The organism is Paraburkholderia hospita, assembly GCF_002902965.1.
GTDB classification, from domain to species: domain Bacteria; phylum Pseudomonadota; class Gammaproteobacteria; order Burkholderiales; family Burkholderiaceae; genus Paraburkholderia; species Paraburkholderia hospita.
Window position 1 is genome coordinate 683,392 of the sequence record NZ_CP026109.1, and the last position, 21,626, is coordinate 705,017.

Below are 21,626 nucleotides of genomic sequence, written 5' to 3' on the forward strand. Positions count from 1 at the left end.
CGATCTTGCCAGTGGCGCGCCGCTGGCGCAGTTGTCTGTCCGGGTTCGTCGACGCGCGCGTCAGTCTTCGCAGCGCTTCGGAAGCGTTAGCGCGAGCAGGCCCGCGACCGCGAGCACGGCAGCGAGACAATAGACGCCCGCGGCCGAGCTGACATGCTGGGTCAGTACGCCGACCGCGTAAGGGCCGCAGAAGCCACCGAGATTGCCCAGTGCGTTGATGAGCCCGCGTGCGCTACCCGCCACCTCAACGCTGCAGAGCTTTGGCGGAATCGCCCAGAATACGCCGGCCGCCGCCTGCAGGAAGAAGCCGCACCCAATCAGGAACGCAAAGGACAACGTCATCGTCGCGTGGCTCAGCACCGACAACGCAAGGCAGGCGGCGAAACCGACGAGCGGCAGCAGCACGAAGAGACGCCGTTTGCCGGTTCGATCCGAAAGATACGACGTCACGAACATGCCGATGACCATCGCAACGTACGGAATCATCGCAAGCAGGCCGATCTTGCCCATACCCGTATGAGTCAGGTCTTTCAGCAGCGTCGGCAGCCACATCGTATAGCCATAAATTCCCGCCTGATAGCAAAGATTGATTGCGATCAGGAGCCAGATCGTCGGGTTGCGTAACAGCGCGCCCAGTGACGTGACGGACGGCGTGCCCGCCGCCTGTTTGCGCTCATTCTCGGCGCGCAGCGTGTCGAGAATGTACGCCTTCTCGCGCGGCGATACCCAGCGCGCGGTCTCAGGACCATCGTCGGCAAACGCAAGCCAGACGCCGAGAAAAAGAATGGACAGCAGCGCCGTACTGAAGAACAGATGGCGCCAGTCGTACGCGGCGAGCACGAAACCGGACAGAGGCGCGGTGATCATTCCGGCTAGCGGCACGAACATGATCACCATCGCGTTTGCCCGGCCGCGTTCGCGATCCGGGAACCACTGACTTACCATCGTCAGCACGACGGGCAGCATCCCGCCTTCGGCAACGCCGAGCAGAAAGCGCAGCGCGAGTAGCTCCCAGGTCTGCGTGACGAGCCCCGTGAGCGCGGACAGAACCGCCCAACTGACGAGCGACCACGCAATGAATTTCTTGCCGCTGCCGAGCGCCGCCCGCCGGCCGCCCGGAATCTGCAGGAACAGATAACCGAAGAAGAAAATACCACCCGCGAGCCCCGCCATTGACGCGTTCATCCCAAGGTCGGCGTTCATGCCGCCCGGCATCGCGAACGCGATGTTGACGCGATCCATGTACGAGATGATGCAGGCGAGCAGCAGCGGTGGGATCACCCGTCCCCACCGGCGACGGGGAATGGCGTCGTCAGCTTCGTATGCCGGAGTCGCCGTGTTGAGCATGGTCATAGTGTCTCCAATATCGTTATCAGCTATGTCGGTCTATTCGCCGACAGCCATGTGGCCGGTGCCGGCCGTCGCGACGCCCCACGTACCGCGCTCACCGTATGGCACGCTACGGGTCCAGGGGCGCCAATGCGCTGCGGTCGACGTATCAGCGTCCCCAGCGCAGCACGAGCGGATCGAGCCGTCGCGCTGTCTCGAGCAGGCCCGCGTGGACCTGCGGGTGTAACCCAGGCCAAGGCGCGCGCGGCCTGTCACACGCAATCACGCCGCCCGCCTTGAGCAACGCCTTCGCTGTCAGGAAGCCCGATTGCCGATTCTCGTAGTTGATAAGAGGCAACCAGCGCTCGTACTGCTCGATCGCCTCCTCGCGGCGGCCCGCGAAGTGCGCGTCGGTGATCCGGCGAATGCCGTCCGGATAACCGCCGCCCGTCATGGCACCCTTCGCCCCCGCGTTGAGATCGGCGAGTAGCGTGATGCCCTCCTCGCCATCCCACGGGCCCTCGATCGCATCGCCGCCCAGCGCAATCAGCGCGCGCAGTTTCGACGCAGCGCCCGACGTCTCGATCTTGACGTACGACACCGCGTCGATCTCCCTGGCGAGCTTCACGAGGAACGGCACGGATAGCGTCGTTCCGCTCGCCAGCGCGTCCTGGATCATCAGCGGTATCCGCAGGCCCGCCGCCACCTCGGCGAAGAACGCATGGATCTGCGCTTCCGATACGCGAAACGTCGCGCCGTGGTAAGGCGGCATCACCATGACCATCGCAGCACCGAGCGCCTGCGCCTGACAATTTCGTTCGGCGCAGATCCCCGCGCTGAAATGCGAGGTCGTGACGATCACGGGCACGCGCCCGGCGACATGCTCGAGGGTCAGTCGCGTGAGCGTCTCGCGTTCGTCGTCGCCGAGCGCGAACTGTTCCGAATAGTTCGCGTGGATGCAGATGCCTTGTGAGCCGGCGTCGATCATGAAGTCGAGACAGCGCCGCTGGCCGTCGAGATCGAGCGCACCGTCCTCGGTGAAGATCGTTGGCGCGACGGGAAACACTCCCTGATAACGGGCCGCCATGACTACTCCACGATGTCGAACTGGTCGAGGAACTCGGTCTTCAGTTTGAGGCCGAGGCCCGGCACGTCGTCGCGCAGTTGCAGAAAGCCGTTCTCTGCGACGGGTTCGCCGTCGAAGATGTAATAGAACAGCTCGTTGCCGACCTCGACGTCGAACATTGGAAAATACTCGCTCATCGGGGATGCCAACGTGCTCATGGTCAGGTGGTAGTTATGCATCTGCCCCGCGTGCGGGATTACAGGCACGCTGTAGGCCTCGCACAGCGCATTGATCTTGTGCGCCATCGTGATTCCCCCGACCCGGTTCGTGTCGTACTGGACGACCGATACGGCCTTGCGATCGAGCAACTGCTTGAAGCCGTATAGCGAGAACTCGTGTTCACCGCCCGAAATCGGGATGCTCGTCAGACGGTTCAGTTCTGCGTAACCGTCAATGTCGTCGGCGATCACCGGCTCCTCGAGCCAGCGCGGCTGAAACCTCTCGAGCTTCGGCAGAATCCGCTTCGCGTATTCGACGTTCCAGCCCATGTAGCACTCGAGCATCAGATCGTTGTCGTAGCCGATCACCTCGCGCACGGCCTCCACCGATTTCAGGTTCTCGACGACACCCTGCTGGCCATGCGCAGGGCCGTAGCCGAAGCGCATCTTGAACGCGCGAAAGCCCTGATCGAGAAACGTCTGCGCCTCGGCCTGCATCGCCTTCAGGTCTGTCCGGTACAGCTTCGAGTAGTAGCAGGGAATCCGTTCTTTGGTACGCCCGCCAAGCAGCTTGAACACTGGCTTGCCGACGCTCTTGCCGAGCACGTCCCAGATCGCGATGTCGACGGCCGAGATCGCGGCCATCCCGATGCCCTTGCGCCCCCACGCGTGCGTTGCGCGGTACATTCGCTGGTTCAGGTATTCGTAGTCCCACGGATCCTGGCCGATCACGAGCGGCGCAAGATACTCGTCGATGATGAGCTTCGCAACCTGCGGCGCGAGCGCGACGTTTCCAAGCCCAACGATACCGTGGTCGGTCTCCACTTCGACGACCGTCCACGAATGGAAGCGGAACGTGCTCATCGTCTCTTGCGGTGCATACAGCACGTCCATCGCATTCGAGCAGAAATTGCCCTGCGGCGGCACGGTCTTGCCTTTCCATTGAAACAGGCGTGCGCGGACGGATTTGATCTTCATTACGGTGTCTCCTCTACTTCGATCGGATTCGAGATTTGCGTAATCGACGTAACCGGCACGGTCGTCACGCGGAAACGGTCCGCCGGCGGTGTGCGGTGCCCATCCGACAGGCGATCTGCAGCGCCTGCCAGGTCGCGCCAACGTCGGCGACGCCGCGGCCCGCGATGTCGTACGCGGTGCCATGTGCGGGCGTCGTGATCGGCACGGGCAGCCCGCCCTGCACGGTCACGCCGCGCGAGAACCCGAGCAACTTGATCGCGATTTGCCCCTGGTCGTGGTACATCGTGACAATCGCGTGGTAATCGCCTGCCTGCGCCTTCAGGAAGATCGTGTCAGCCGGGAACGGGCCATGAAACGGCTCGACCGTCGGCCAGTCGCGCGCCTGCAACGCGCGCACCGCGGGCCCGATGATGTCGACTTCTTCGCGGCCGCAACTGCCGCCATCGCCTCCGTGGGGATTGAACGCGGCGATCGCGACCTTCGGCAGCGCCACGCCGTTCGCGAGCAGCGACCGGTAGATCAGCTCTGCCGCCTGCCCGATCCTCTCGACACTGAGGTAGCTCGCCGCGTCCTTCAGCGGAATGTGCGACGAGATACGCGCGGTCCACAGTTCGCCGAGCGTGTTGAATTCGCAGAAGTAGCCGGTCACGCCTAGATACTCGGCGAAGTGATGCAGTTCGTCCTCGTGACGCAGCCCCCCGAGCTTCATCGCATGCTTGTTCAGCGGCGCAAAGCAGATCGCGTCGATGTCGCCTGCGAGGGCTGCGTCCATGCACCGGTTCAGCACGCTCAATACCGAGCGGCCACCTTCGGCGCCGACCTGAGCGACCTTGACCTGCGCTGCGTCGATCGTGTCGATTTCGACGAACGCCGGACGCGCGGTTGTTTCCCGGTTACGCACGTCAGCGAGCGACGTGACCACGTCCACGTCGACGTTGACACCAGCGATGCGCTGCCCGGCTTCCCAGAGCCAGCGATCGCCGATCAGCACGAGGTTGGCGCGCGCGCTCACGTTCGGCTGGGCGAGCAGCTTCGCGATCAGTTCGGGGCCGATGCCGGCCGGATCGCCGAGCGTCAGCGCGACGACGGGCAGGTTCGCGCCGACGGTCATGCCGTTTCTCCCATGTACGCGATACGCTGCGCTGCCGTTGCGATGTTCCGCATGTGCGTCTCCTGTAGGGGCCGGAAGCCGGCCGTTCGTCATATGGGGTTCATACTAGGTAGACGGATTGAGTCGGTAAATTGAAAACTCTTGATGAATTGATAACCAGGGGTGATCAGAAATGGGCTCGATCGACAGGCGCGACTCGACTTCGCAATTGCTGAATCGGCTGCGAATGCGCCAGATCGCGCTGCTGCTTGCGGTCGACGAGTGCTCGACGCTGCGTGCTGCCTCCGACCGGATTGGGCTGACGCAGCCGGCGGCGACCAAGATGCTGGCTGAACTCGAGAGCGCGCTTGGTCAGCCGCTGTTCGACCGCGTGGGCCGTGGGCTCGTGATCAATCCGGCCGGCGCCCGGGTGCTCGGCTATTTCCGTGGCATTCGCGGGAGCATCGAGGCATTGAATCGCGAACTTGCCGAGTTGCAGCTCGGCAGCGCCGGGCGGCTTGCAATCGGCAGCATCATGGCTGCATCGCCAGGACGGCTCACCGAGGCGCTCGTGCAACTGAAAGAGCGCTACCCGCTTCTTGCGATCGATATCGCGGTCGACACAAGCGACCGACTGATGCCGCAACTGCACGAGGGCGTGCTCGAAGTCGTGATCGGCCGCGACGTCGGGAACGACTGCACCTTCCGCGCGGTCGACGACGAGGCACTCGCGGTCGTCGCCGGCCGCAATCATCCGCTTGCGGGCGTCGGGCCCGTCAGCTTCGACTCGTTGCTCGACTACACGTGGATTTTGCAGCCGGCGGGAAGCCCGGCGCGCGAAGTCGTCGAGCGTGAGTTTCGGATGCACCACCAGCCGATGCCGCGTGGACTGATTGAAACCGGCTCGATTCTGACGACAATGAATCTCGTCGACCGCTCGCCGATGCTCGGCGTGATTCCACTGACAGTGGCCCTACGCAACGCAACACACGGGATCGTGTCGATCATCGATTACGTGTTCGCGCAAAAGCTGCCGTCGTACGGCAGCGTCGTGCGGCGCGACCGGCCGCTCAGCATCCCCGCGCGGCAATTCCTCGCGCTGTTTCATCAGGATGACAGCGAGTACGCGGGCACCGTAGTGGGATAACCGGCGACTATGATTGGGCCAATATGTCAACTAGCCCGAGCTCGCTGGCGCGGGTATCTGTCGTCATGGTCGGGATGTGCGGCGGGATTACGGTCATGCACCGCGTGGGTAGCCTCGGCGTATCCCCTGCGCGCTGGTGCTTGAAGCGCGCTTGCAAAGGCGCAGCACTGACGTGCAAGTCTCGCAAATGACTGGGGCCAGGCCGTTCGGCTCCCTGCCCCTCGCCGGCACACGATCACGAGCATGTTTGTCGGTCGTATCGTCGGCGTAGCAGAGCATACGCCTACTCGCGCGGCGCGCCAGTTAGCCTGATGGATGCAGTTCCGATCTACGCTGGCGCTCGAAGATATCCAGAGGTCCCGTATCAGAGAACACGCAGCGACAGCGACAACCATTGGGCAGACGGCGCCGAAAACCGACGATCCCCTGATCCGGATTTTTAGAAAAACGTGTTCGTAAACCGTGCTGTTAAGATAAGTTTCCAATAACAGTCTTGAGATCCATTTCTATATTTAGTTATATTTATTATTTTAAACTGAAGCCGGTTTGGGTCGCGATAGCTGATGGAACAGCGCGGATCTACCGGGGCACAAACCCCTTGCCGCTCGTAGAACGAAGGGGATCTGCTCTGCTGCCCCGGGAGCTGGGTCACTCACGCTCGGCCAGTTCATTTGCCGCCGAGGCGAGCTTTCTCTTTTTTGCCGAGCCGGGGCAGGTTCGTCGACACGGGAGACGCCGTCGCAAGCAAATACCGCAACGCGACACAATCGCAGTTGCAACGCTAGGTGGTGTCATTGTCGGGATGCGTGCCAGGCGATAACAGAGGCGAGACAGCATCGCACTTGAGGCGAATCACATCGCCTTCACCACCCACCTGCCGCCCCTCTTGGATAGCAAAAAAATGGCCGAGCGTCCCAGTTGGACGGTCGGCCTGAACACGCACCAAAAGTCGGGGAATTACCTTAACTTTCGGAACTGTAACCTTAAAGCACAAGACTCCGTATAACAATTGCTGCGCTCGAAAAAACAACACCGGCAACCCGGCGTCATGCGGCACACTCCGTTCGTGAGGAATACGCCGCAAGCGCCAACTGGGTAAAGCCCTCGAACATTCGCACCACTATCTTCCTTCGCTACGCCGCGGCAATCTGCCGGCGCATCGCGCGTAGGTTCGGGTTTTGTTCGATACTCGGGATATCACAAAGCCTCGCGCTCGCGAGCGACGATCAAATCGTCGAACCGTGCGACCCATCAGCATGCTCCGGCTTTTGCAGGGTCGACCTTCAGGACACGACGATCACGATAGCTCGCTAGCCTTCTCAGCAATCTGGGCGGCAAAAAGGAATCTAGTGCTCGCTCAGGTGTTGAGAAGGATCCATCCGCTGATGAAGAATCCGGATAACGTCGATAAGGTTGTCGGTCTCTTTGAAAAACAGAATGTGAGTTCCGACCAGCACACTGCGGTAGCCAGGCCGAACGTGGGAGGCGGCCTGACTCGGCTGTGTACCATCAGTCAATCCAACGATCGTGTCCTGGATCATGCGGATATAACGCTCCGCCTGCCGTATCCCCCAGTTTTCCGCCGAATAGTCCCAGATATCATCGAGATCCAGCTCGGCCGCTGGCGAGAGAACAAATTCCTTCACGTCGCGGACTTCCTCTTGCGTGCGAGAAACGCGTCGAAGTCAAATGGCCTGGATGGGCCCGAGCGCTCGCCCTTCTCCAGCTCGACGCGCAGGGCATCGAGTTTTGCTTCCTGTTCCTCTAGCAAACGCAGGCCAGCTCGAACCACGTCGCTCGCCGTGTTGTAGCGCCCGGCGCGCACGCGATCTTCGACAAATTCGGCGAAGTGGTCGCCGAGCGAAACGGATGTGTTCTTGCCCATCATGGCTCCCGTTGGTTCTGCGGCCATTATACCAATTTTTGGTAACTCGGCGAACGCCATCGCGCAAACGTTCCTGCTTAGTGCGGCAACCACGAATGGCCGGCACATCAGCTACGCTTCGGCCCACGACTGGCGGGCGCGCCGATACCGGTCGTTGTCTACAATAAGGCGGTCGATCCGCTCGCGTAGCTGCCGGTGCTGCGTGCGCAGCACGTCCGCTTTGGCCGACGCCTGCAGCTGGCCGGCATCATTCTGCGCCTTGAGGAATTTCTCGGTCCCGGCACGCTGTCCGGCCGCCCGGGCGAGCGACTCGGCATCCCGGCTCAATGCCACGTGAGCCGGCCATTGGAATGAATGGCAATCCGCATCGCGCAAAACGGCAACGAGTGCCCGCCCCCTCGGGAGATCGTAATCTGCAGCAATGCGAGCCTCGATCTGGCCGCCCAGGAGTCCCGCAGCCAGCCCTCCCCCCTTGCTCCAATCAAGAATCACAACTTACCCTGCAAACTTCAGTGCCTGCGAGAAATCCGCGATCAGATCGTCGATATCTTCGATGCCCGCCGACAACCGCAGCATGCCGTCCGAAATACCCATTGCCTTGCGCGTTTCCGGACCGGCCTCAAAAAAAATCGTCGGCGCTACGGGAATAATGAGCGTGCGCGTGTCGCCGAGACCAGTCGCCTTGATAGGCAACTTGAGCGCGTTGACAACTTCCACCATGCGCTGCGCGTCACGCAATTCGAACGACAAGAGCCAGGACGCGCCCTTGAACAGCGCTTGCGCGATGTCGTATTGCGGATGGCTCTTCAGTCCGGGATAGAACACCCTGCCGACGGCTTTGTGCTCCTCCAGGAAATGTGCGAGTGCGAGCGCATTGTCGCTGCTTTGCTTCACGCGCAAGGCGAGCGTTTCCGCGCCCATCGCGATCGAGTGTGCCTGCTCGGACGACAACGACGCACCCATGTCGCGCAAGCCTTTCTTGCGGATCTGCAACAGGCCCTGCTCCTTCGGCGACGTACGCCGATAGTCGTCAGCAATGTTCGGATATGCGCTCCAGTCGAATAGACCTGTATCGGTGACCGCGCCGCCAAGCGCCGCGCCGTGGCCCGCGATCGTCTTCGTCAGCGAGTTGATCACGAGACTCGCGCCGACCGCCTGTGGCTTGAACAATGCTGGCGACGTAATCGTGTTGTCGACGACATACGCGATGCCGCGCTCGCGGCACACGTTACCGATGCCCTGCAAGTCCGGAATTTGCGTACCTGGATTCGCGATGGTTTCGACGAACACTATGCGCGTATTCTGCCGGACCGCGTTCTTCACGTTCTCGACGTCGCATGCATCAACGGTGGTGACTTCTACGCCGAGCATCCGCAAGGTGCCGAACAGACTGTTGGTGTTGCCGAATACGTAACGGCTCGATACGACGTGATCGCCCGCACGCAAGAGTGTGAGGAACGTTGCCGTGATCGCGGCCATGCCCGTGCTGAAGCAGATCGTGCCGATACCGTCTTCCAGGTTTGTGATCTTGCGCTCGAGCGCGGCCGTCGTGGGAGTGCCCTGCCGGGCGTAATTGAAGCCGCCCTTCTTCGTGCCCTGGAATACGCCGATCAGGTCCTCGACGCGCTCGAAGCCATATTGCACGGACGTGTGAATCGGCTGACGCACGCCGCCGTGCTCACTCCCCGCGATCCTGTCGCCGTGAACGATGCCTGTGGTGAAACCTTGCTTGTCCATCCCTTCTCCGCGTTTCAAGTCGCATACTGCGGCCCATTATCGCCGCTAACGGCCATGTCAGGTTGCCGTGGTCGGTTGGGTAAGATGGAACGACGAACAAGTCGAAATCTCTCAATTGCGGTCGCCGCTTTTCGGCTGCCGTTATCAGTTGCGCCGTGCTGCTGGTATTTTTGCTTCCAGTTGAGCCTGCGCAACATCGAAGAGTTTCTCTTCGAGCGGCGTGACCGTGACCTACGAGACGATCCGGTGCTGGTGCGATAAATTCGACGCTGATTTTGCTCGCCGAACGGGTACGTCGTACCAAATGGACGTAGTGCAATCAGGAGAGCGGGAAAGCCGAGGCTAGCTGATCGAGGCTCAATTTCCGAGACAGCGTCTCGGATTTTTCAGACACGGGCTTCGCTGGCAATGTCCGAGACAGTGTCTCGGACATCCGGTCGGAGAGGTATGCCAGATAGAACAGGCGCATTTGCTGCGAATTATCGGCGCTAAAACCTCACTCGAACCGTGCCGGTAGCCGCTTGAGCAGAGCTTGCCCATAGCCCGTCCGTGGCGCACCGCCTTGATCAAAACTTGACAATGCGTCGACCAGTTTCCCAGGAGGTATCCGTCATTAGCACGTTGACGCTGCGTGCGGCTGCGCGACGAGCGGCATCCAACAGGGGGACGATGTCGCCATGAATCGCGCCATATACGGGGTTGTGTGATGTGAGATCAGTCGTGCCTGCTCTTTCGCTGTTTACGGGTCTATGTTGGCCCCTTCGCCAATGGGGCATGATGATCTTACCGCGGGCACAAACTTGGGTGATCCCGCCTCGCCAGCCTTTCCTATGACCGTCGACGCTTCTCAATGAACGGCTACGTGCCGCGCCGTTGTTCGGCTTTGACGGCCGACGCCGGATTCGCAGGCTCATCATTGCATCAGTGGGACGTGCGCGATGCCGGCCGGCACCTCTCGAGTCGATACGCCAGCTGGTGCGAATGCGCTGGACATCGAAGAAGTAAGATAGTCTCACGGCCCGGTCTCGACACCGCCGTACTTCGAATTGACCGCGCCTTTCTGATCGTTCCCGACGGAGCGGCACTGATTCAGGAAATCGCCACGCGCGTTTGACGTCCCGCTCAGATCGAAGTGGCCATGGTGATAGCGCACGATTGAAAAATAGTTCGCCTCATACTGGCTGCACTCGCGCCCACCATTCCCGCCCTGCATCAGTCCAGCGAGACAGAGCACCGCACCGCACGCATTCTCGTTGTCGTCATCCGCGCGCGCGGATAACGTGGCCACCATGCACGAAATCGCGGCCGTGCTGGCAAGCACAAGCGCCCTCACCTTTCGTTCCATTGCGCCCTCCCTATTTGCCGAAGAAATGCAGTGCCGCGAATGCGCCCACCGAGAGCATCGCCGCACCGATTGCAGTACACACGGACCAGACGGCAAGCTCGGTGCGAGCGATACCATCGGCACGCCGTCGCTCCTCGCGCAACACATCGCGAAGCAGTTCGCGGCTGCGCCCGTTAGCTTCGTCGTATTGCCGTAGCGATATCTCACCGAGCAGCTGGTCGCGCGCCTCGTCGAAACTGGTTGCTTTCGCAAGCACATCAGCCGTCGATCCGGAAAACTCCCTGAGGAACTGCTCGTAGCGCGCAGTGAACCGCAACAACGTCAGCTCACCATCGTCCTTGAACTGCCTGCCGCTCGCCTCAAGCAACCCGGAAAGCTGTTTCACGTCACGCCGCAGGAGTGATAGCTCGCCCAGCACCGCACCGATCAGTTCTTCGCGGATCGAATCTTCGGCCGCGCCCATCAATTCACCAGGAGGCGAAACGCATCGTCATGTTCGCGCGCCACGCGTGTCGCCAGCCGTTTGATCGCGACCATCTGACGTATCCGCGCGCGTTCAGGTTCCGGCGTATCGTCCTCGAGCGCCTGAGCGTTCCACGCTACATAGTCAACCGGATCGGCATTGACCTCGCTGATCGTCTTACCGATGGATTTGATCTTTTCGTAGATCGGGTTTTCATACACGACGGCAGACGGGTCGATCACGAATGCGCCAGTCTTCCGGTGCTGCTCGAACAGGCGGCGAAATATCCTGACAACATCGGACCTGCTATCCACGAAATTGAACAGCAGGCGAACCTTGGCTGGGTCAATTCCGAGCTCCTCGAGCTGATTGAGCGTCGCAATCGTGTCGAGTTGCTGTTTCAGGGCGGGCACCGTCGGCACGACAAATCTGTCAAAGTCTTCGTGTGAACCTTCGTAGCGCCTCATCAGCGAAACGAAGTCTTCGACGTTCGACGCTCCGACGTCCACCACGACATTCTTCAGGGACATCATCTTCTCCTGCAGTTCGTCGAACTCTTTTCCACGTAGGGCGGCGATCTCGCTGCCATCAGCGTTGATGGACTCGATAGCAATCACGTTCGCTCCGTCCAGGCGCGGCGCAAGCAGGTGATGGGCCACCGTACTCTTGCCAACATTGCCCGAGAAATTGATCACGGCGATTTTCATGGCTTGTCGCTCCGGTAGATGATTGATAGCAGTGGCCGCAACCTGCACGCAGCCGCTGGCCGGCTCGGCTTTTGGGCTACGGGTCGATCTCGAGCGTCGGCGCACCACGTCCAGCCTCTGTTGTCTGTTCCTGCAGGTCTTCCGTGCCCAGCTCGTGCGACGTCGGGCTCGTGTTGGCGCGCTCGCGCTCAATCTGTTCGCGCATGGCGTCAATGGTCGCTTCGCTCACCTGCGGCATCGGGACATTGAGCGGCCGGTTATCCGCGCGCGCCTCGGCCACGGCGCTTTCGAACTCCCCCCGCAACTGCTCCTGCTGCTCTTCGGGCAGTCCCCTGATTTCGTCCTCCAGCACCTCGCGCGCAGCCTGTTCCTTGATCCGCTCACGCGCGGCGGCAAGCGTCGCCTGCTGCGCCTGCGTGTATTGCCACTCGCCATTCAGGAAGCGCTCACGCGCCTCGTCAATGCGTCGGCGCTCGTCGACCTCGCGACGCGCGGCTTCGATCCGCTCCCGCTGCTCGGGCGTCAGCAGTTGTGACAGATCGGGAGACGACACCCGCCACGCGTTACGACGACTCTCGACCTCGTTGGGTGCCAGCTCCCGTCCGTTCTCATCGAACTGCCGCTGTTTGACGGTCACGACCTTGCTGCCGCCCCGTTCGAGTTCAATAAGCTGGCCCGACTGGACGCCGCTCTCGCCAATCGCACGCTCGAGGTCCAGCCCCCACACAGTGCGATCACCGGACTCCGTACGCACCGTGGCGTAGTAGCTCTCGTTTTCCTTCGGATCGTGATGGAAATGCGCGGCGCCATGTTCAACCAGGATCCCCGCCGTGACGGCAGGCGGTTTCTGCGTGCCAGTGCCAGCCTTCTGGCGTGCAGGCTTACCGGCACCTGTCCGACGCGGCGACGCACTGTCGGCGTCCAGAGGAAACTGCGCCTGTTTTGACTCTTCGGATGCAGCGCTCGCGTCAGATGAAACAGAGGACCCGGTGGCTGCCGGTCCAGACTTCGGAGGAGGCGGTTTTCCCCTGCGCCCGCCTCCACCTGGCGATGCGCCGCCCGGATCGGACGGATCCTTGCCCGGCGCATTCGCGGTCGCCGCCTTTCGGCTCACACTCGCCTCCTCCCGTTCTCTCCCCGTCGCTGGCGTCGATTCCATCGTGTTCGCGCGGGCAGGATCATTCGTTGTCGACCGCTCACCTGAGGCAATGTGCATGGCCTCGCGCACGGCCTGCAGCGTCGCGCGATCCTGTGCGTCGGGTTTGAACCCGCGCGTGGACATCCCCGCAAGTTCGGCCGCAATCCATGCCTGCCGGCGGAATTCCTCGCTGCCCTTCAGCTGCAGCTCGCCCCAGTGCTTCGCCTGAGCGACCGCGACCATGTGTTCAATCACGCCGCGGTCCTCGCTGGCCGTGGCAAGCGAGCGTCCCTTGTCCTCAAAGTGCACCGCCTCGCTTTTGCGATCCAGATATTTCCCTTCAAAGGCTACGTATCGGTCGCTGACTGACTTCGGTATCTCGTAGCCGCTCTTCTCAAAGATTGGCTTCGGACGGATCGCGTTTTCCCGCTCTTTCGCGCTGATCACCCTGCCGATGCCGGTCGCCGCCTGGACGCCATCGTCTTCCGGTGCGCCCGGTCCATCCCGGCGTTCGAACTTCTTCCGGTCCGCGTCACGGATCTTTTTCATCCGTGCCTGCGTCGCTTGATCAAGCGACGATTCCTCGTTGCCAGGCACGTCGCGGGCGTTAGCCTCGTTTGCCGGTGGCATCGCGCGGGCGCGGACGGACGACGCACCATCCGCATTGGCAGCCTCAACCTCGCGGTAGTTGAGCTGATCGGCCGGGAATTCAATTTCGTTCATGATGCGGCTCCTTCAGGGATAGACCGGGAGGCTGCATTGCCCTCGCCAGAGGTGTCGGGCACCGCCTCGGGTAGCACTTCACGCAGATAAGGCATCAGCTGGAAAAGCGATGCGCGAATACTGGAACGGTTGGCGAAGTGGGCGGCACCCAGTACGCCGATCTCGTGTTCGCGGACGTCCCGCACCACACTCACCGCGGAGGTAGTCACCGCTCCCTGCACGCGACGCGCAGCATTCTGTGCGTGCCACCATTGCTCGACATCGATCTGCGGCACGGGCGCACACAGTTCACGCGCGACGAACGCGGCGTGCTTCATCTGTTCTTCGCCCGGCAACTTCGGGGCAAAGCCGAACCACGCGCGATGGCGGTTGGTCTTTTCCAGCTTTGCCATCACGCCTTGCAGGTAGGGGCTTTGCTGCACCAGACGGTCGACGAGCTCCGGATCCTCGTAGAAATACGCCTTGTCGCATAGGATGGGTTCGCAGCCATCCATCGTGATGATCTGTTTGCGGCTCGATAATGCGCGCAACTCCTGCGGCATCATCAGTGCGCGGCCATGTTCGGTCTCATTCGTGCTGGTCGACGCGTTGCGGCCCCTGCTACGGCTGCGCGAGCGCGACAGATGCGTGAAGGTCCCCAGCAGCTTTGAGTATTCTTCGGAATCCTTGAGCGTGCGCGGCGCGAAGAGACTGCGCATCTTGCAGTTGATGGCGAGCGTTTCCGCACCGTGCCTGCCATACAGTTTTGGATCCTCAAGCTGCGACATGCCGTGAAAGATCAGCATCAGTCGCAGGTTGAAGCCGGCGATGAAGGCGTTGGCCGTGTCGATAATGTCGATCTTGCCCGGCGCGGCAAACTCGTCCAGCATCAGCGCACACTGGTATTTCAGGTCCGGGTTTTCCGCGGGCTGCTCGCGGGTATTCAGGTCGATCAGCTGCGAGAAGAAGAGGTTGATAAGCAACGCGCCCGCTTTCAGGTCGCCAGGCTTGATGCCCACGTAGATCGACATGGGCTTCCTGCGCACGTCACCCAGATCAAAGTCCGAGCGACTCGTCGCCGCGTCAACAATCGGATTGCTGAACACATTCAGTGGCGCGGTCATCGTGGACACGATATTGGCGAACGCTTCCCGCGACTGCGACAGAAACCGGTTGAGCGCATCGAGGCACTCGAAACTCAGCGGTGGCAGCGTGTCTGTCGCATGCGAGCGCGTGCTGACGATCGAAGAGATGTGTTCGCGTACCGCCCTGCCCTTGCCCGAGGCCTGTCGCAAGACCTCGCCGAACGTGCAGGGCAAAGGCGGCGTTTCGAGCAGGTACAGCACGATGCCCGTGAAAAGATTGCGCGCATTGTCGTTCCAGTATTTCAGTCGCGCATCCACGTTCGACGGATACAGGTGCTCCCCAACCGTCAGCACGTCGCCGACCCGCGTATAGGGCGACCTGCGCTGGATAGATTCGAGCGGGTTGTAAGCATGCGACCGGCCATTCTCCGAGAACGGCGACCAGAGGAAGGTTGCCTGGCCGCATTTGCGCCGGTAGCCGGACGTATAAAGATAGTTCTCTTCCTTGATGTCCTCGACGACGGCCGAATCCGGATAGGTGAGAAGATTCGGGATCACCATCGAAACGCCCTTGCCCGAGCGCGTGCCGGCCGCAAGCATCAGGAAATCCTGGCCGCGGTACTTCAGGTATTCGCCCTTGTACTTGCCGACGATGAACGGTGGATACATGTGGGACATGCTCACTCCTGGGGCGGGATACGGCGAAAGGCCTGGACGCGTATCGTCATCGTCACTTCTCCAGCAGGCCGGCTTTCACGATGTCGCGGCGCGTGGCGAAGCGCGCGTTGCCGAACTGCGCAATGCGTCCACGTGATTTGAAAAGCGCCATTGTGATCACCACGGCGGGCAGGCCGCCAATGACGGCCGAGAGCAGCGTGCAAACGGACAGCGCCCGCTTCACCACCGGCACATCCCCATACGCCTGCCAGTAGTCGAAAAGCGTGAAGACTCCCACCGAGTCCTGCGGTAGCTTCTGCATGCGGGCGAAGAGCAGGCCACCGAGATACTGGCCGAGGGTCGCGGCCCCGGTGAGCAGCACCGCCAGCACAAGACACGGGGTCAGGATGCGTAGATATTTCGGCATGGTGGATCTCAATGCGTTGAAGGGGACAATTGGCCTTCCGGCAGCGTGGAGAGGATCTGCAAGGCGTCGCGCTGCACGTCGTCGAGTTCCGCATCGGCAAGTGCCTGACACCCATACACGATCACAGCGCCGTAAAGCCGTGCAAGGGCGCAGGCCTCGGCACTCGCTGCAAATGCTTCATCAGACGAGGCACGCTGACGCCAGCCCGCGATCGCCACTTCAATATCGCGGATTGCGAAGTTCATGATCAATCGCCCCTGCGCATGAGCCAGTGCGCCGCGAGACCTCGCGCCCATGACGCGGCATAGACAAGGCTCAGCGCGAGCACGCCGTACTGGTGTGCGCGCCACGCCATGTCGAACCAGAACGGCTGCGCGGCCAGCCCGAAGATGCAGGCCCAGCGACGCCAGCGTATGCGGCTGTCCTGCGAGAGATAGATCGCGAGCGCACCGCACAGGCCGATGAAGACCTGCTCGACGGCCTGCGCGCTAGGGTCCACGTTCATGCAATGCCTCCACGTAGTTGCACACCCGCCAGTCGCCCGCCCAACAATTGCCATTTCCCGACGGGGTCGTACCAGACCTCTGCCAGCCGCTTGTCCCGCATGAAAAGCACGAGATCCATCGTCATGCGGACCTGCTCCAGGATGAAATTCCATTCGAGCGTCTGTCCGATAGCACTCTGCTTGATGAGTGTCGCGGCACGTGAAGCAGCCGAGCGCGCATCGTTGCAGTGAATCGTGGTGATGCCGCCCGGCGTCCCCGTGTTCAGCAGCGTCAGGTAATCCCAGGTCTCATCGCCCCGGAGTTCGGCGAGCAGTACACGATCGAATTTCATGCGCAGCGTCGAGCGCACGATTTCCTTCGCGGACAGCGTGTCGCTGAAGAACATGTGCACGCGGTTCGGATGATTCGGCAGCGACAGCTCCGGGGTGTCCTCGATCGTGCCGATTCGCTCACTGGACGGCACGAGGTCGGACAGCGCCTTGTTCAGGGTGGTCTTGCCGGAGCCGGTACCGCCGGCGAGAACGATGTTCAGCCGGTTGATCACGGCAAGTTCGAGCACGCGGGTGACGTCGCGCCGCGACTTTGCGTCCATCATCTCGACCTCGAACGGCTGCAGGTCCACGCCGTCCGGAACCGCCTGATGCGGAGACACGTCGCGGAAACCGTCGAACCAGCCGTTGCGCTCGTACTCGTCGACGGAAAACCGCACATTCGACGGAATGCGGATCGTGATCGAGATCGTGTCCCGCTCGCACGCCGGTTGCATCAGCACGTGTCCGCGCTGGCCTTCTGGTAACACCACCGGATGAATGGGTTCCTTCGTGGAAAACTTGCCGCCCTTCATGACCGTCAGGGCGTTGGCCAGCTTGAAACACGCGTCCAGCGTGCAGGCGGGTGCATCGTGCCGTTTCCATGCGCTGGCCCCTTGGGTCCAGATTTCGCCCGGGCGGTTGATCGCTACTTCGGTAAGGCTGCCGTCGAAAAAATTCGCAATGCCCATCTGCTTCAGGAAGTTGCGGGCGACGGTCCCTTTCTCAATGACGTCGATAACAATTGCACTCATCAGTAGTCCTTTCTTATAGTTCGGCAATGGTTGGAAAATTCGACACTGCTGGTCTGTCAGTGCACGGCCGGTACGGTGGCCTGTGGCTCGACCTGCACCGATATGCGATACGGTCGGCCGTCATCCCGTACGCTGCCCGCGAGATCGCGCAGCGTCCGTGCGGGCGGTGTGGACACCACCATCGCGACCATCGACGGCGCTACGGGGCGCGCCATCCACCACGCGGCAGCGCCTCCGGCGGTTGCCACGAGCACCATTGCCCGGCCGAGTCTCTTTTGGATGGTTGTCCACACGCGCCGTACCTTGTTTGTGGGCGAAAACGGCGGCAGCCGGTTAGTTGCATACTCCTCCTCGCCGTTCGGCAGTGGCGCAATGCGCGGTTCCATCAGATCCAGGCCGAGGCGCGCACCGACTGCATTCAGAACCATCCGGCGCAGCACAGTGGACATGTCTTCGAACCTGCAATGGTCCAGCGTCATGCATTGCTCGAAGGTGTGTTCGTCACCGATATGACGCAGGGGCAGCACCCCTGAGGGGTCGAACGCCCGGCGCGCGTCAACCTGATCGGCAAGCTGCCGCACGCGATGACCATCGAACAGGTCGTGCAACGCATTGCACAGTTTCGTCTCGACCGCATCCCGCTCAATGCCGTGAAGCGGAAAGTTGTCAGGAAAATGGATGTGCAGCTGCATCGTCATGTCTCCTCGCGTCCTCATTGCTGGTTCGTCGGCCCAAGCTCGTTACCGTCAAGACCGACGTTCTGGTACACACCGCGCAGATCAACGTCGCGCGCAACAAAGATGTTGATCACCGAGCCCTGGTTCGAATATGCGGTCGGCGGGATGTTGATGGTGTTACGGAGCGTCTCGGCGGCCACATCCTGCGTGGCGTTCGAACTGTTGGAAAAGGTAATCGTCTGCCCCGCTCCGATCGCCTTGTTGGCAAGTGCCTGACCGAAGTCTCCGATAAGGCTCACCATCAGTGCGCCCTTGAAGCGCAGCCAGAAGTGTTCGTCGACATAGGCCGGAATCCCCGCCGCGCCAAGCGGATCGGTCGCCGGCGAATTCAGTGGAATACGGACATCGCCATCGTCGATCTCGTCCCATATCGCACCGATGACGCCCTGCCCCTGGATCACGGCATCGCGCTGCTCACCCTTGGCCAGCGCGCCCTTGCGAACGAGCAAGGTTGTGCCGTCGTCCGACCAGACATCCTGTGCGATCGGGCAGCCGATCAGGCCGGGCCGGTCGGTCCGGATCGCCGTGGCCTGTCCGCAGCGGATCATCGTGTTACGGCTGATCAGGTAGTGCCGGTCCGGGCGAAACGACGCCTGCATCGGCTGCAGCTTCGACGGCTGCAGGGACTGGTCGAACGAGGTGCCCTTGCTGTCGCTACTGCTACCGCTGATGTTGCTTCCACCTGCATTGCCTTCTGTATTGCCACCCGCGCCCTGCCCGGGTCCACCGCGCAGCGCCGACAGACCCATCGACTTCGCCATGCCCGCGAAGCCGCTGCCGGATCCGGCATCGCTATCACGGCCCGAACCGCCACGCCCTTCGTCGGACGCAACTGGACCGCTGCCTTCAGCACCTTCTGTGCGATCTGAGCCCGCATCGTCGAACCGCGACGCCAGGACACTGCCGCGCAGGCGTCGCTCCGCTGGCGTGAGCGGCCGCGGCTGGCTGCTGGTGGTCATCTGAATGCCAGTAACCGCAGGCTGCGAGGCCGCGCCGGCCGGCGTGGCGAGGTTCGCTCGCGCGGCTGATGCCGCAGCGGCCGCTGCTGCCGCATCCGAAGCCTCGCGATCTCGCTCCTGTTCGTCTCGCTTGATACGCGCCTTCTGTGACTCGAGATCTGCGCCCGTTTCGCTGCTCGCCGAATCTTTGGGTTTGTTCAGCGCCGCCTGCTTCGCGTCCTGATGCTGCTGGAAGAGGCGCTGCAGGTAGATTGTCACGCCCGAGGCACCCAGCGCAATCATGGCCAGCGCGACAAGCACGAGTCGAACTTTGCCAACCCGGGTCTTGCGGCGCCCCGGCAAATCAAGTGACGCCTGAGATGCGTGAGGCCCAGTGTCATGCGGTGATGCGTTCGAGAGTTCGTTGGGTTCGTTCATGGTGCTTTCGTCCGTCATCAGCTGCCTGGCCTGGCGACGCCGGATCCGGCACGTTCACGCGACAGACGCGCGGTGCCAGGCAGGGACGAACCGGACGCGTTGTAACGGCCATCGGGCGCGTAACCGTCATTGCGGACGCCCAATACCGACTGGCCGTAACGGATCACGAATTCCCTGGAGACCTCATGCGCAACAACCGTATCGCCCTCCATGTGGAAGTTCACGGTCGCTTCGCCGCCATCGGGGAGCTTCGTAAAAATGGTGGGCAGGTCTCGCGCAGTCGCATACTTGAAATAGGTAAATCGCCCGTCGTCCCACAAGGCCGTCGGCGCAAGGGCGCGATCGCCGCGCATCATGTATTGCATGTTCGTGTCGCTGCCCGAAGCCGACGTCTTTACCACTGCCCCCACTGTCGCGACCGGAGACATCGTTGCACTCGCCGAAGTGGTGACTGCTGGCGCCGCCGGGGTCGTGACTCTCGCCTGAGCGCCGCCGAGCGTTTCAGCCACAGCCTGCTGACGCCTGAGTTGTGCGGCCGACGCCTTCGCGCGTGTATCCGGATAGTCGAAGCGCAAAACCCACGTGGCCGGCTGCGATGCCGATACGTCAGCGAGCGATATCGTGTAGGTTCGCCGGTTGGTCACGAGCACCAGATTCGTTTCGGGCTGCAAGGCGCCGGGCTTCAGCAGCGCGCCGCTGTCGTTCATCGCCATGTGCCACGCCTTTGCGTCACCGATGCCCGCTCCGTGATCGACGATGTGTTCCCCAGGCTCGAACTGGATCATCACCGCACGCCCAGGCATGGTTGCAACGCGGTACACCTGGTCTGGATCGTACGAGGCGCACTGCACATGCGGGTCCGCTCCACAACTACGCGGCGTGTCGAGCGCAAACGCGCACGTACTGTTCGCCACGATGACGACAAGCGCAACCGAAGTCCGGGTGGGTAGTAGATCCAGCGGGCACACCGTCATGTCGCGCCCCCGGCCGGCGGCGCAGTGGCTGCACCCGACGACGCCCCATCGGGTGTCGCGTCGGCAGGCGCACGCGTCCAGTCCCGGGTAACCGCGTAGCTCGTGCAGCGAAAACCATCCGGGTCAATGTCCTGCTCATCCTGCTTTTCGGGCACGTTCACGCGCGCGAAAGCGACCGTCGCGATCCAGTACGTCGGATCGGGACGCCGGGTCGCGACGTTTAGTGGGATGGCCTGCCGGGAGAAGAAAACCTGCGCGGTCGAGCCGACAAAGGTAATCGACCCCACCTTCGCGATCACGCGCCATTTGTCCTTGAGCATCTTGAGTGGTCCCGTTGCTCCGCGAATGAACGTGTCGTAGGCGCTCCTCTCCTGATCGTCGCTCATCAGCATGACGGCACTGTGCGCATCCTGGATCGTCTCCCAGTCGTAGCTTTCGCGTAACTCGACGTATGTGTGCAGGTCGTGACGGTCGGTTTTCTCCGTGAAGGACACATGCCCGTTGGCCGTTGTAGGTAGCACGTCCACTTTGCCGGTGACATCATTGATCCGCAGCACGGCAGGTGGATTTGGTCGCTTTAGTAGTCCTAAGGCTCCCATACCAAAAACAGCAACAAGTGCAACACTGCCCGACAGAATCGAGCGTCGATCTGCGATCCGTGCCTTTTCTTCGGCGGCCTGTACTTTTGAACGCTCGAAATCCTGTGCCTGTTTCAGATACCAAGCTACTGCGTCACGCTCGTCTGCAGTGACGTTCGCCGACGACTGCGCATGACTGATGGTCTCGGAACTTTTTGGCTTACGTCTGCTTCCGGGGTCCATCGCGGCAAACCACTGTCTGATCAGTGCCGGCATTGCGTCCTCACTTCGATTCCGTGCGGCTCAGATGCGCCACTGGCTGGTTGACAGGGACCCACTGACCAGTTGGTTCAGGTGGTTTGGGTGGCGAGCTGCAAGCGACTAGTTGTGTGATCACCACTACCCCACCCAGCACACG

Annotated in this window: 22 protein-coding genes and 1 pseudogene; 2 read left to right on the top strand and 21 right to left on the bottom strand. The window is 61.7% G+C overall.

What is annotated here, in order from left to right; all coding sequences use genetic code 11:
* Positions 1–60: 60 nt before the first annotated feature.
* The 4 genes from C2L64_RS52290 to C2L64_RS52305 all read right to left on the bottom strand — a co-directional run bounded on the left by C2L64_RS52290 (position 61) and on the right by C2L64_RS52305 (position 4,702).
* Positions 61–1,353, bottom strand: coding sequence for an MFS transporter (locus C2L64_RS52290; RefSeq protein ID WP_086915033.1), 1,293 nt, complete (start codon positions 1,351–1,353; stop codon positions 61–63).
* Positions 1,354–1,498: 145 nt separating this feature from the next.
* Positions 1,499–2,416, bottom strand: a complete 918-nt coding sequence (locus tag C2L64_RS52295) for a dihydrodipicolinate synthase family protein (RefSeq protein ID WP_086915034.1) — start codon at positions 2,414–2,416, stop codon at positions 1,499–1,501.
* Between the two features lie 2 nt (positions 2,417–2,418).
* Positions 2,419–3,591 (bottom strand): L-rhamnonate dehydratase, encoded by a 1,173-nt coding sequence (locus C2L64_RS52300; protein ID WP_086915035.1) that lies wholly within the window; start codon positions 3,589–3,591, stop codon positions 2,419–2,421.
* A gap of 64 nt (positions 3,592–3,655) precedes the next feature.
* On the bottom strand, positions 3,656–4,702 hold the full coding sequence (locus tag C2L64_RS52305) for a 4-hydroxythreonine-4-phosphate dehydrogenase PdxA (protein ID WP_086915036.1): 1,047 nt from the start codon (positions 4,700–4,702) through the stop codon (positions 3,656–3,658).
* 172 nt (positions 4,703–4,874) lie between these two features.
* On the opposite strand from C2L64_RS52305, the gene C2L64_RS52310 reads away from it, so the two are divergent.
* A complete protein-coding gene (locus tag C2L64_RS52310; RefSeq protein WP_086915037.1) occupies positions 4,875–5,828 on the top strand; it encodes a LysR family transcriptional regulator in 954 nt (317 codons plus the stop codon).
* Positions 5,829–7,174: 1,346 nt separating this feature from the next.
* Here the strand turns inward: C2L64_RS52310 and C2L64_RS52315 are convergent.
* The 4 genes from C2L64_RS52315 to C2L64_RS52330 form a co-directional block, all read right to left on the bottom strand.
* Complete coding sequence (locus C2L64_RS52315; RefSeq protein WP_009771251.1) at positions 7,175–7,474, bottom strand: type II toxin-antitoxin system RelE/ParE family toxin; 300 nt, start codon at positions 7,472–7,474, stop codon at positions 7,175–7,177.
* A complete protein-coding gene (locus C2L64_RS52320; RefSeq protein ID WP_007738653.1) occupies positions 7,471–7,713 on the bottom strand; it encodes a type II toxin-antitoxin system ParD family antitoxin in 243 nt (80 codons plus the stop codon). Before C2L64_RS52320 ends, C2L64_RS52315 begins: the two co-directional genes overlap by 4 nt.
* Before the next feature lie 111 nt (positions 7,714–7,824).
* Positions 7,825–8,205 carry a hypothetical protein gene (locus C2L64_RS52325; protein WP_090836750.1) on the bottom strand — a complete coding sequence of 127 codons (381 nt, stop codon included), beginning with the start codon at positions 8,203–8,205 and terminating at the stop codon, positions 7,825–7,827.
* Positions 8,206–8,208: 3 nt separating this feature from the next.
* Entirely contained in the window at positions 8,209–9,450 is a 1,242-nt protein-coding gene (locus C2L64_RS52330) for a cystathionine gamma-synthase family protein (RefSeq protein ID WP_090836753.1), read from the bottom strand.
* Between the two features lie 143 nt (positions 9,451–9,593).
* On the opposite strand from C2L64_RS52330, the pseudogene C2L64_RS55765 reads away from it, so the two are divergent.
* Positions 9,594–9,760: pseudogene (locus C2L64_RS55765) on the top strand (IS6 family transposase); the annotation flags it as partial.
* 702 nt (positions 9,761–10,462) lie between these two features.
* Here the strand turns inward: C2L64_RS55765 and C2L64_RS52340 are convergent.
* The 13 genes from C2L64_RS52340 to C2L64_RS52400 all read right to left on the bottom strand — a co-directional run bounded on the left by C2L64_RS52340 (position 10,463) and on the right by C2L64_RS52400 (position 21,484).
* Positions 10,463–10,795 (bottom strand): TrbM/KikA/MpfK family conjugal transfer protein, encoded by a 333-nt coding sequence (locus tag C2L64_RS52340; RefSeq protein ID WP_086915040.1) that lies wholly within the window; start codon positions 10,793–10,795, stop codon positions 10,463–10,465.
* Positions 10,796–10,805: 10 nt separating this feature from the next.
* Positions 10,806–11,258 (bottom strand): hypothetical protein, encoded by a 453-nt coding sequence (locus tag C2L64_RS52345; protein ID WP_086915041.1) that lies wholly within the window; start codon positions 11,256–11,258, stop codon positions 10,806–10,808.
* A complete protein-coding gene (gene stbB, locus C2L64_RS52350) occupies positions 11,258–11,965 on the bottom strand; it encodes a StbB family protein (protein ID WP_086915042.1) in 708 nt (235 codons plus the stop codon). Before stbB ends, C2L64_RS52345 begins: the two co-directional genes overlap by 1 nt.
* 76 nt (positions 11,966–12,041) lie before the next feature.
* Positions 12,042–13,826: an LPD7 domain-containing protein gene (locus tag C2L64_RS52355; protein ID WP_086915043.1), complete on the bottom strand. Its 1,785-nt coding sequence runs from the start codon at positions 13,824–13,826 to the stop codon at positions 12,042–12,044.
* Entirely contained in the window at positions 13,823–15,568 is a 1,746-nt protein-coding gene (locus C2L64_RS52360) for a type IV secretory system conjugative DNA transfer family protein (RefSeq protein WP_086915044.1), read from the bottom strand. The genes C2L64_RS52355 and C2L64_RS52360 overlap by 4 nt, the downstream gene beginning before the upstream one ends.
* Positions 15,569–15,620: 52 nt before the next feature.
* Positions 15,621–15,974 (bottom strand): hypothetical protein, encoded by a 354-nt coding sequence (locus tag C2L64_RS52365; RefSeq protein ID WP_086915045.1) that lies wholly within the window; start codon positions 15,972–15,974, stop codon positions 15,621–15,623.
* Between the two features lie 8 nt (positions 15,975–15,982).
* A complete protein-coding gene (locus C2L64_RS52370) occupies positions 15,983–16,219 on the bottom strand; it encodes a DUF3717 domain-containing protein (protein ID WP_086915046.1) in 237 nt (78 codons plus the stop codon).
* 2 nt (positions 16,220–16,221) lie between these two features.
* Positions 16,222–16,479 (bottom strand): hypothetical protein, encoded by a 258-nt coding sequence (locus C2L64_RS52375; RefSeq protein WP_086915047.1) that lies wholly within the window; start codon positions 16,477–16,479, stop codon positions 16,222–16,224.
* Positions 16,476–17,543: a P-type DNA transfer ATPase VirB11 gene (gene virB11, locus C2L64_RS52380; RefSeq protein ID WP_086915048.1), complete on the bottom strand. Its 1,068-nt coding sequence runs from the start codon at positions 17,541–17,543 to the stop codon at positions 16,476–16,478. Before virB11 ends, C2L64_RS52375 begins: the two co-directional genes overlap by 4 nt.
* A 56-nt stretch (positions 17,544–17,599) precedes the next feature.
* Positions 17,600–18,235, bottom strand: coding sequence for a hypothetical protein (locus C2L64_RS52385; RefSeq protein WP_133062121.1), 636 nt, complete (start codon positions 18,233–18,235; stop codon positions 17,600–17,602).
* A gap of 20 nt (positions 18,236–18,255) precedes the next feature.
* A complete protein-coding gene (locus C2L64_RS52390; RefSeq protein WP_165904395.1) occupies positions 18,256–19,656 on the bottom strand; it encodes a TrbI/VirB10 family protein in 1,401 nt (466 codons plus the stop codon).
* Positions 19,657–19,673: 17 nt separating this feature from the next.
* Entirely contained in the window at positions 19,674–20,630 is a 957-nt protein-coding gene (locus C2L64_RS52395; RefSeq protein WP_086915051.1) for a TrbG/VirB9 family P-type conjugative transfer protein, read from the bottom strand.
* Entirely contained in the window at positions 20,627–21,484 is an 858-nt protein-coding gene (locus C2L64_RS52400) for a virB8 family protein (RefSeq protein WP_086915052.1), read from the bottom strand. Before C2L64_RS52400 ends, C2L64_RS52395 begins: the two co-directional genes overlap by 4 nt.
* Between the last annotated feature and the right edge of the window lie 142 nt (positions 21,485–21,626).